This is a genomic window from Kineococcus gurbantunggutensis, from assembly GCF_050871925.1.
In the GTDB taxonomy this organism is placed as follows: domain Bacteria; phylum Actinomycetota; class Actinomycetes; order Actinomycetales; family Kineococcaceae; genus Kineococcus.
Map to the genome: position 1 here is coordinate 24315 of NZ_JBJLSG010000045.1, position 8764 is coordinate 33078.

9 protein-coding genes are annotated in these 8764 nt (G+C 76.9%); 4 read left to right on the forward strand and 5 right to left on the reverse strand.

From position 1 onward, the window contains the following. Positions 1-16 precede the first annotated feature (16 nt). Positions 17-1801: an N-acetylglutaminylglutamine amidotransferase gene (locus ACRYR7_RS10835; protein ID WP_432572099.1), complete on the reverse strand. Its 1785-nt coding sequence runs from the start codon at positions 1799-1801 to the stop codon at positions 17-19. Between the two features lie 22 nt (positions 1802-1823). Then, complete coding sequence (locus ACRYR7_RS10840; protein WP_432572100.1) at positions 1824-2186, reverse strand: HIT domain-containing protein; 363 nt, start codon at positions 2184-2186, stop codon at positions 1824-1826. A gap of 249 nt (positions 2187-2435) precedes the next feature. Between ACRYR7_RS10840 and ACRYR7_RS10845 the strand changes: the two genes are divergently transcribed. After that, complete coding sequence (locus ACRYR7_RS10845) at positions 2436-2918, forward strand: RNA polymerase sigma factor (protein ID WP_432572108.1); 483 nt, start codon at positions 2436-2438, stop codon at positions 2916-2918. Beyond that, positions 2915-4150: a Gmad2 immunoglobulin-like domain-containing protein gene (locus tag ACRYR7_RS10850; RefSeq protein WP_432572101.1), complete on the forward strand. Its 1236-nt coding sequence runs from the start codon at positions 2915-2917 to the stop codon at positions 4148-4150. The genes ACRYR7_RS10845 and ACRYR7_RS10850 overlap by 4 nt, the downstream gene beginning before the upstream one ends. Positions 4151-4325: 175 nt before the next feature. Here ACRYR7_RS10850 and dnaJ read toward each other — a convergent pair whose 3' ends face one another. Beyond that, positions 4326-5444, reverse strand: coding sequence for a molecular chaperone DnaJ (dnaJ, locus tag ACRYR7_RS10855; RefSeq protein ID WP_432572102.1), 1119 nt, complete (start codon positions 5442-5444; stop codon positions 4326-4328). A gap of 40 nt (positions 5445-5484) precedes the next feature. Then, entirely contained in the window at positions 5485-6531 is a 1047-nt protein-coding gene (gene hrcA, locus ACRYR7_RS10860) for a heat-inducible transcriptional repressor HrcA (RefSeq protein ID WP_432572103.1), read from the reverse strand. 124 nt (positions 6532-6655) lie between these two features. Between hrcA and ACRYR7_RS10865 the strand changes: the two genes are divergently transcribed. After that, positions 6656-7525 carry a DUF3097 family protein gene (locus ACRYR7_RS10865; RefSeq protein ID WP_432572104.1) on the forward strand — a complete coding sequence of 290 codons (870 nt, stop codon included), beginning with the start codon at positions 6656-6658 and terminating at the stop codon, positions 7523-7525. Positions 7526-7649: 124 nt separating this feature from the next. Further along, the gene (locus ACRYR7_RS10870) at positions 7650-8183 is read left to right on the forward strand and encodes a DUF4870 domain-containing protein (RefSeq protein ID WP_432572105.1); all 534 of its coding nucleotides are present in this window, start codon (positions 7650-7652) and stop codon (positions 8181-8183) included. A gap of 49 nt (positions 8184-8232) precedes the next feature. Here ACRYR7_RS10870 and ACRYR7_RS10875 read toward each other — a convergent pair whose 3' ends face one another. Continuing rightward, positions 8233-8736: an LLM class flavin-dependent oxidoreductase gene (locus ACRYR7_RS10875; RefSeq protein ID WP_432572109.1), complete on the reverse strand. Its 504-nt coding sequence runs from the start codon at positions 8734-8736 to the stop codon at positions 8233-8235. Between the last annotated feature and the right edge of the window lie 28 nt (positions 8737-8764).

Below are 8764 nucleotides of genomic sequence, written 5' to 3' on the forward strand. Positions count from 1 at the left end.
TCACCTCCCGGCCCGCTCAGTCGATCCCGTGCTGCTGCAGCCACAGCTCCAGCAGCCCCAGCTGCCACAGCTTGTTGCCGCGCAGGGGGGTCAGCTCGGCGTTGGGGTCGCGCACCAGCTCGGAGACGTACTCGGGGCGGAACAGCCCGCGCCGGCGGGCGGCCTCGCTGGACAGGGCGTCCTTGACCAGGCCGAGGACCTTGCCCTCCAGGTGCGTGATGGCCGGCACCGGGAAGTAGCCCTTGGGGCGGTCGATGACCTCGGCGGGGATGACCTTGCGCCCCACGCGCTTGAGCACGCCCTTGCCGCCCTCGGACAGGTGCAGCTCGGGCGGGATCGCGGCGGCCAGCTCGACGAGCTCGTGGTCGAGGAACGGCACGCGCGCCTCCAGGCCCCAGGCCATGGTGGTGTTGTCCACGCGCTTGACGGGGTCGTCGACGAGCATGACCTCGGTGTCCAGGCGCAGCGCGGCGTCCACGGCGGTCTCGGCGCCGGGCGCGGTGAAGTGCCGGCGCACGAGGTCCAGCGAGGGGTCCTGCTCGAGCATCCACTGCGGCTGCAGCACCTGGGCCATCTGCGCGTGGTCGCGGTCGAAGAACGCCTTGGCGTACGCGGAGACGCCCTGCTCGGGGGTCAGCCCGGCCAGCGGCGGGTACCAGTGGTAGCCGCCGAAGACCTCGTCGGCGCCCTGGCCGGACTGCACGACGCGGATGGACTGCGAGACCTGCTGGCTGAGCAGGTCGAAGGCGACGACGTCGTGGCTGACCATCGGCTCGTGCATGGCGCCCACGGCGTGGCCCAGGGCGCCGACGAGCTCGTCGCCGGTGACGCGGATGCGGTGGTGGTTCGTGGCGTACCGCTGCGCGATGACGTCGGAGTAGGCGAACTCGTCGCCCTCGCGCCCGCCCACGGACTCGAACCCGATGGAGTAGGTCGCCAGGTCGCTCTGCCCGGCCTCGGCGAGCAGGCCGGTGATGAGGCTGGAGTCCAGCCCGCCGGAGAGCAGCACCCCGACGGGCACGTCGGCGACGGTGCGCCGGCGCACCGCGGCGCGCAGGGAGTCCAGGACCGCGTCCTCCCAGTCCTCGCCGGAGAACCCGGCGTACTGCTCGCGGCGCACGTGGGCGGCGTTCCAGTAGCGGTGCTCGCGGCTGGTGCCGTCGGCCTCGACGACCCGCACGGTCGCCGGGGGCAGCTTGCGCACGCCCTTGAGGATCGTCAGCGGGGCGGGCACGACGGCGTGCCAGGTGAGGTAGTGGTGCAGGGCGACGGGGTCGATGGTGGTGTCGACGTCGCCGGCGGCCAGCAGCGCCGGCAGCGAGGAGGCGAAGCGCAGCCGCCCGGGCGTCTCGGCCAGGTACAGCGGCTTGATGCCCAGGCGGTCGCGCATGAGCACCACGCGCCCGGAGTCCCGCTCGTGCAGGACGACGGCGAACATCCCCTTGAGGTGGTCCACCACGTCGGTGCCCCACCGGTGGTAGCCCTTGAGGATCACCTCCGTGTCGGAGGTGGAGCTGAACCGGTAGCCGTGCCCGGTCAGCTCCTCGCGCAGCTCCTTGTAGTTGTAGACGCAGCCGTTGAAGACGGCGTGCAGGCCCAGCTCGGGGTCGACCATGGGCTGCGAGCCGCAGGCGGACAGGTCGATGACGGACAGCCGGCGGTGCCCGAAGGCGACCCGGCCCTGCGCCCAGTACCCCTCGCCGTCGGGGCCGCGGGGCGCCAGCGGCTGGGACATCCGCTGGACAGCGCCGATGTCCGCAGGCCGACCGTCGAACGTGATCTCACCGCACAAGCCGCACATGCCGCACCATCCAACCCTGGGATCAGCCGGGCGGCCAGGTGAAGCCCCGGCCCCCGAGGACGTGGCCGTGGACGTGGGGCACCGACTGCCCCACGTCCTCACCGGTGTTGAAGACGAGCCGGAAGTGCCCGCCGCAGCGCTCGTCGGCCACCCGCTGGGCGACCTCGACGAGCCGCGCCAGGGTGGCCGGGGCCGCGGCGGCGAGCTCGGCGACCGTCTCGTGCCGCTCGCGCGGGACGACGAGGACGTGCACGGGCGCCTGGGGGTCGGCGTCCTCGAAGGCGACGACGAGGTCGTCGGAGTGCACGATCGTCGCGGGCAGCTCCCCGGAGACGATCCTCAGGAAGAGGTCGGCGGGGGCTCGTCCGTTGCGGCTGCCGCTCATGCGCGAACCGTACCCGCGCGGCCCGCCGCCCGCCCTCCTGCCCGGCGCGGCGGATCCGCTCCGCTTGGATGTCAACCGTGACCGCCGCTCGCTCGTCGTACTCGTGTGGAGATGCTCAGTGCGCGGCGCGCCGTGGCTGACCGGCGGGTCGAGCGCGCCCCCGGCGCGGTGGGCGCCGGTGCCGGCGCGGGCGCCGGCGCGCTCGCGGACGACCCCGGGGACCCGCGCGGGTGGGACGCCGACACGGCCGTGACGGTCCTGTACGCCGCGCACTGGCGCCGCCTGGTGGGCCTGGCCGCGGAGTTCACCGGGGAGACCTCCACCGCCGAGGAGGTCGTGCAGGAGGCCTTCGTGGCGCTGCACCGCCGCTGGCGGCGCCTGGACGACCGCGCCTCGGCGGTGGCGTACCTGCGGCAGGCGGTGGTCAACGGCGCGCGCGACGTGCTGCGCCACCGCGCGGTCACCGACCGCAGGCGCCCGCTGCCCGACCCGGCCCCGGAGGGCCCGGAGGAGCGGGCGGTGCGCTCGGCGGAGCACCGCTCGGTCCTGGCCGCGCTGGACGCGCTGCCGGCGCGGCAGCGCGAGGTCCTGGTGCTGCGCTACTCCGCGGAGATGTCCGAGCAGGGCATCGCCGAGGCCCTGGGCATCAGCCGCGGGGCCGTCAAGACGCACGCGCACCGGGGGCTGGCGGCCCTGCGCGCCGGTCTGGCCCGCCAGGAGGAGACCCCGTGAACCACGACGACGAGCGCGACCCCCGCGACGGGGACCCGCGCGGGACCGACCCCCGCGGCGGCGGGCCGGTGGACGCCGGCCCGCTGCCGGACCCCGCCGCCGACCCGCTGGCGCGCGCGCTGCGCGACGCCCTGGCCGCCCGCGCCGACGCCACGCAGCCCGCCGACCGCCTGGAGGAGATCCGCATGAGCACCACCGCCCGCCGCCGCGCCACCCGCGCCTGGACCGCCGTCGCCACCACCGCCGCCGTGGTGGTCGTGGGCGGCAGCGCCTACGCCCTCGCCGGGCGCGACGGCGAGGCGGTGCGCACGGTCGCGTCCTCGCCGACCTCCCCGGCCGCCGCGAGCAGCTCCACCGCCCCGGCGGCCCCGGCACCGGCCCCCGCCGCGGAGCGGGCGAGCACGACGGCCGCGGCGCCGCGGCCGAGCGCGACGCCCACCGGCGCGAGCAGCGCCACGGCGCCGGCGACGGCTCCGGCCAGCCCCGACGCGGCGGCCCCGGGCACGAGCGCCGCGGGCCTGCCGCTGCCGACGGGCTCGGCGAGCGTGCCGGTGTACTGGCTGGGCGGGGCGCGCTCCTCGCTGTTCCGCGAGTTCGTGCGCGCGGGCGGCGAGGGCGACGACGCCGACCGGGCGCTGGCCGCGATGCTCGCGGGCGAGCCGTCCGACCCGGACTACGACTCCCCCTGGGCGCCGGTCACCGGCGGCGGCGTCACGCGCGAGGCCGACCGCCTCGTGGTGGACCTGCCCGCCGGCGCGGCGCCGGGCTCGCTGGACCCGGCGCGGGCCGCCGCGGCCGTGCAGCAGCTCGTCCACACCGTGACGGCCGCCGCGGGCGAGGACGTGCCCGTGGAGGTCCGCGAGGACGGCCGGGCCGAGCCGGTGCTCTTCGGGTACGCGGTGCCCGCCACCGTCTCGCGCGCCCCGCAGGCGGAGGTGCAGGCCCCGGCGTGGATCACGTCGGTGGACACCGGCACCCCCGGGCAGGTGGTCGTGGCCGGCGTCGGCTCGGCCTTCGAGGGCACGCTGCTCTACACCGTCACCGACGCCTCGGGGGCGGAGGTGACCCGCGGCCCGGCGCAGGCCGGCGCCAACGGCGCGTTCGCGGAGTTCTCGGTGACGGTCCCGCTGCCGGCGGGCGAGTACACGGTGCTGGTGGAGCGCCCGGACGAGTCCGGCGGCGCGGCCGGCGAGCAGCCGGCGGGCGACACGAAGACCTTCACCGTGCGCTGAGGCGCTGAGGCGCCGAGGCGCCGAGGCACCGAGGCGCCGAGGCACCGAGGCGCCGAGGCGCCGAGGCGCCGAGGCACCGAGGCACCGAGGCACCGAGGCACCGAGGCACCGAGGCACCGAGGCACCGAGGCACCGAGGCGCGGCGGGGACCCCGGGGCCCCCGCCGCGCCCGCGCTCAGCGGTTGCCGAAGCGCCCGCGCAGCTTGGAGAAGACGCCCTGGTGGGCCGGGGCCAGCTTGCCCGCCGGGCGCACCTCCCCGCGCAGCTCCGCCAGGCGGCGCAGCAGCTCCTCCTGCTCGTCGTCGAGGTCGCGCGGGGTGCTGACCTCCAGGGTGACGAGCAGGTCGCCGCGGCCGGTGGAGCGCAGGTGCTCGGCGCCCTTCTGCTTCAGGGTGACGACCTCGCCGCCCTGCGCGCCGGGGCGCACGTCGACGTCCTCGGTGCCGTCGAGGGTCTCCAGCGGGATCGTCGCGCCCAGCGCGGCGGCCGTCATGGGGACCTCCAGCGTGCACAGCAGGTCGTCGCCGCGGCGGGTGAAGACCGGGTGCGGGCGCTCGTGGATCTCCACGTACAGGTCGCCGGGCGGGCCGCCGGCGGTGCCCACCTCGCCCTGCGCGGCGAGCTGGATGCGGGTGCCGGTGTCCACGCCGGCGGGCACGCGGATGGTCAGCGGCCGGCGCGCGCGCACCCGGCCCTCGCCGGAGCACTCCAGGCACGGCGAGGGCAGCACCGTGCCGAAGCCGCGGCACGTCGGGCACGGCTGGCTCGTCATGACCTGCCCGAGCAGCGAGCGCACCACGCGCTGCACCGAGCCCTGCCCGCCGCAGATGTCGCAGGTCTCCGGCTGGGTGCCGGGCTGGCAGCAGGTGCCCTTGCACGTCGGGCACAGCACCGCGGTGTCCACCTGGATCTGCCGCTCGCCGCCGAAGGCGGCCTCGGCGAGGTCGACGTCCACGCGGATGAGGGCGTCCTGGCCGCGCTGGGTGCGGCTGACCGGGCCGCGGCCGCTGGGGGCGCCGCTCTGCCCGAAGAACGCGTCCATGATGTCGGAGAAGCCGAAGCCCTGGCCGAAGCCGCCGGCCGCCCCGGGAGAGCCCCCGCGGTCGTACTGGGCGCGCTTGTCCGGGTTGGACAGCGTCTCGTACGCCTGGGAGACCTCCTTGAACTTGTCCCCCGCGTCGGGGTCGGAGGTGACGTCGGGGTGGAGCTTGCGCGCCAGCTTGCGGTAGGCGCGCTTGATCTCCTCCGCCGAGGCGTCCCTGTTGACGCCGAGGACGTCGTAGTAGTCGCTCACGGGGTGCTCAGGTCTCCCGTCGGTCGGGTGGTCGGTCGGGTCACTGGGACAGGATGCGGGACACGTAGCGCGAGACCGCGCGCACCGCCGCCATCGTGGTCGGGTAGTCCATGCGGGTGGGCCCCAGCACGCCGAGGCGGGCCAGCACCTCGCCCTCGCCGTAGCCGCTGCTCACCACGGACGTCTCGGGCAGGCCGAGGTGGAGGTTCTCCGCGCCGATGCGCACGGTGAGCGCGCCGCGCTCGCCGCGCTCGCCGGACTCCTCGGCCATCTCCTGCACCAGCCGCAGCAGCACGACGTGCTCCTCCAGCGCCTCCAGCACGCTGCCCAGGCTGGCGGACAGGTCCGCGCCGGAGCGCACCAGGTTGGCGGTGCCGGCGATGACCACGCGCTCCTCCAGGCCCGCGGCCAGGCAGTCGCCCAGCGCGGCGAGGACCTCGGCGGCCACGGCCGCCTCCGCGGGCGGGCTGGAGCCGACCAGCACGGGCAGCTGCTCGCGGGCCTCCTTCAGGCGCTTGCCGGCCACGGCGGCGTTGACGCGGTCGCGCAGCGCGGCCAGCGCGCCGGGCAGGGACTCCGCGTCGGTGGCCGAGCGCACCTGCACCACGCGCTGCTCCACCCGGCCGGTGTCGGTGATGAGCACCAGCAGGGCGCTGCGCCCGCCCACGGGCACGACCTCCACGTGCCGCACCGCGGCGCGCGAGAGGGAGGGGTACTGCACGACGGCGGCCTGGCGGGTGATCTGCGCCAGCAGCCGCACCGTGCGGTCCACGACGTCGTCGAGGTCGACGGCGCCCTCGAGGAAGGTCTGGATGGCGCGGCGCTCGGCCGGCGTCATGGGCTTGACGCTGGCCAGGCGGTCCACGAAGAGGCGGTAGCCCTTGTCGGTGGGGATGCGCCCGGCGCTGGTGTGCGGCTGGGTGATGTACCCCTCCTCCTCCAGCACCGCCATGTCGTTGCGGATCGTCGCCGGCGAGACGCCCAGGCGGTGGCGCTCCACGAGCGCCTTGGAGCCCACCGGCTCGTGGGTCGACACGTAGTCCTCGACGATGGCGCGCAGCACGGCGAGCCTGCGGTCGTCGCTCACCCCACACCCCCCGCTCGACGCGTCCCGGGGCGGCCGCCCCGCTGGCACTCAGGTCGCCAGAGTGCCAAGTCTAGGCCAGCGCGCCTCCACCGCGAGGCGCGGCGCCCTCGTTAGCGTGCCGCGGGTGAGCCCCAGGCACCCGTCCACCGACCGCTACGGCGCCGACGTGCTCGCCGCGGACCCGCACCCGCGGCGGCCGGCGCACCGCGAGGAGCCCGCCGTGCGCGGGCTCGTCGTGGAGGACGTGGAGACCGGCTGGGTCGGCGCGGTGGTGCGCGTGGAGAAGAGCGGCGGCGTGCACGTCGTCGTCCTGGAGGACGCGCGCGGGCGCACCCGCACCTTCCCGCTCGGGCCCGGCTTCTGGATCGACGGGCAGCCGGTGCGGCTGGTCGCCCCGAGGGGCCCGGCCGCCCCGGCGGCGCCCACCCGCACCGCCAGCGGCTCGGTGGCGGTGCCCGGCGCCGCGGCCCGCACCGCGCGCGCCTCGCGCATCCTCGTGGAGGGCCGCCACGACGCGGAGCTGGTCGAGAGGGTGTGGGGCGACGACCTGCGCGTGGAGGGCGTCGTGGTGGAGATGCTCGACGGCGTCGACGACCTCGCCGCCGCGGTGCGCTCCTTCGGCCCGCGCCCCGGCCGGCGCGTCGGCGTGCTGGTGGACCACCTCGTGCCCGGCTCCAAGGAGTCGCGGATCGTGGCGGCCGTGGGCGCCGACCCGCACGTGCTGGTCGTGGGCCACCCCTTCGTCGACGTCTGGCAGGCGGTGCGCCCGCAGCGGCTGGGGTGGGAGCGCTGGCCGGTCATCCCGCGCGGCACGTCCTGGAAGCACGGCGTGCTCGCCGAGCTGGGCTGGCCGCACGCCACGCAGGCCGACGTCGCGCACGGCTGGAAGCGGATCCTGGGCACCGTGCGCAACTACGCCGACCTGGAGCCGGCGCTGCTGGGGCGCGTGGAGGAGCTGGTGGACTTCGTCACCGCGGACGCGGCGGACCGCTGAGGCGCCCCTCCCCCGGCGGGGGGAGCCGGCCCGGCACCGGCACCACCCGCGGGAGGACGACGCGACCCCGGCCGGCGCGCGAGGATCGTCGGGCAGCAGCACGCACCCAGCCCCGGAGGACGCCGTGAGCGACCCGCACCAGCCACCCCGGCCCGACCACGGCCCGCAGGACCCGTACGGGCAGCAGCCGTACCCCCAGCAGCCGTACCCCCAGCAGCCGTACCCGCAGGGCCAGCAGCACCCGCACGAGCAGCCGTACCCGTACGAGCAGCCGTACCCGCCGCAGCACGTCCCGCCGGGGGCGGTGTCGGTGCAGGACGAGCGCACCTGGAGCGTGCTGGCGCACGTGGGCACGCTGCTGGTGTGGGTGAGCCTGCCCGTCGTCGCGCCGCTGCTGGTCTTCCTGGTCTTCAAGGACCGCAGCCGGTTCGTGCGCGAGCACGCCGCCGAGGCGCTCAACGCGAGCATCTCGCTGGTGCTCTACGAGCTGGTGCTGGGCGTGCTGGCCGCCCTGCTCTTCTTCCCCACGTTCGGCGTCTCGCTGCTGCTGCCGGTGCTGGCCCTGATCGCCGCGACCGTCGTCGGCGTCCTGGGGGCCGTCGCGGCGAACAACGGGCGCCCCTACCGGTACCCGCTGGTGCTGCGCCTGGTGCGCTGAGGGGACCGGCCGCCGCGGTCGCGGCCGCCGGCGTCCAGCGCACCGGGGCTCAGGCCGCCAGCGCCCGCACCGCCGCCAGGCGCTCGGGCAGGGCGGGGGCCAGCGGCGCCAGGGCCAGCGTGGTGACGCCGGCGCGGGCGTAGTCGCCCAGGCGCGCGCGCAGGTGGGCGGCGGGCCCGACGAGGCAGGTGGCCTCGAGGAAGCCGGCCGGCACCGCGGCGGCGGCCTCGCGGTGCCGGCCGGCCAGGAAGTGCTCCTGCACCTCGTCCACCGCGTCGGAGAAGCCCAGGCGGCGGGCCAGGGCGGCGTAGAAGTTCTGCGAGCGCGAGCCCATGCCGCCCAGGTACAGGGCCACGTGCCGGCGCACCGGCGCCTCGATCTCCAGGCGCTGCTCGCCGGTGGCGCCGGTGACCAGCACCGGCACCGAGGCGCACACGTCGAAGCCCTGCGCGGGCGGCGCGGCGGGGGGGGGGGGGGGGGGGGGGGGGGGGGGGGGGGGGGGGGGGGGGGGCCGGGGCGGGGGGGCCCCCCGGGGCGCCCGCGCGCGGACCACCCCGCCGCGCTGACGGTGAGCCGGCGCC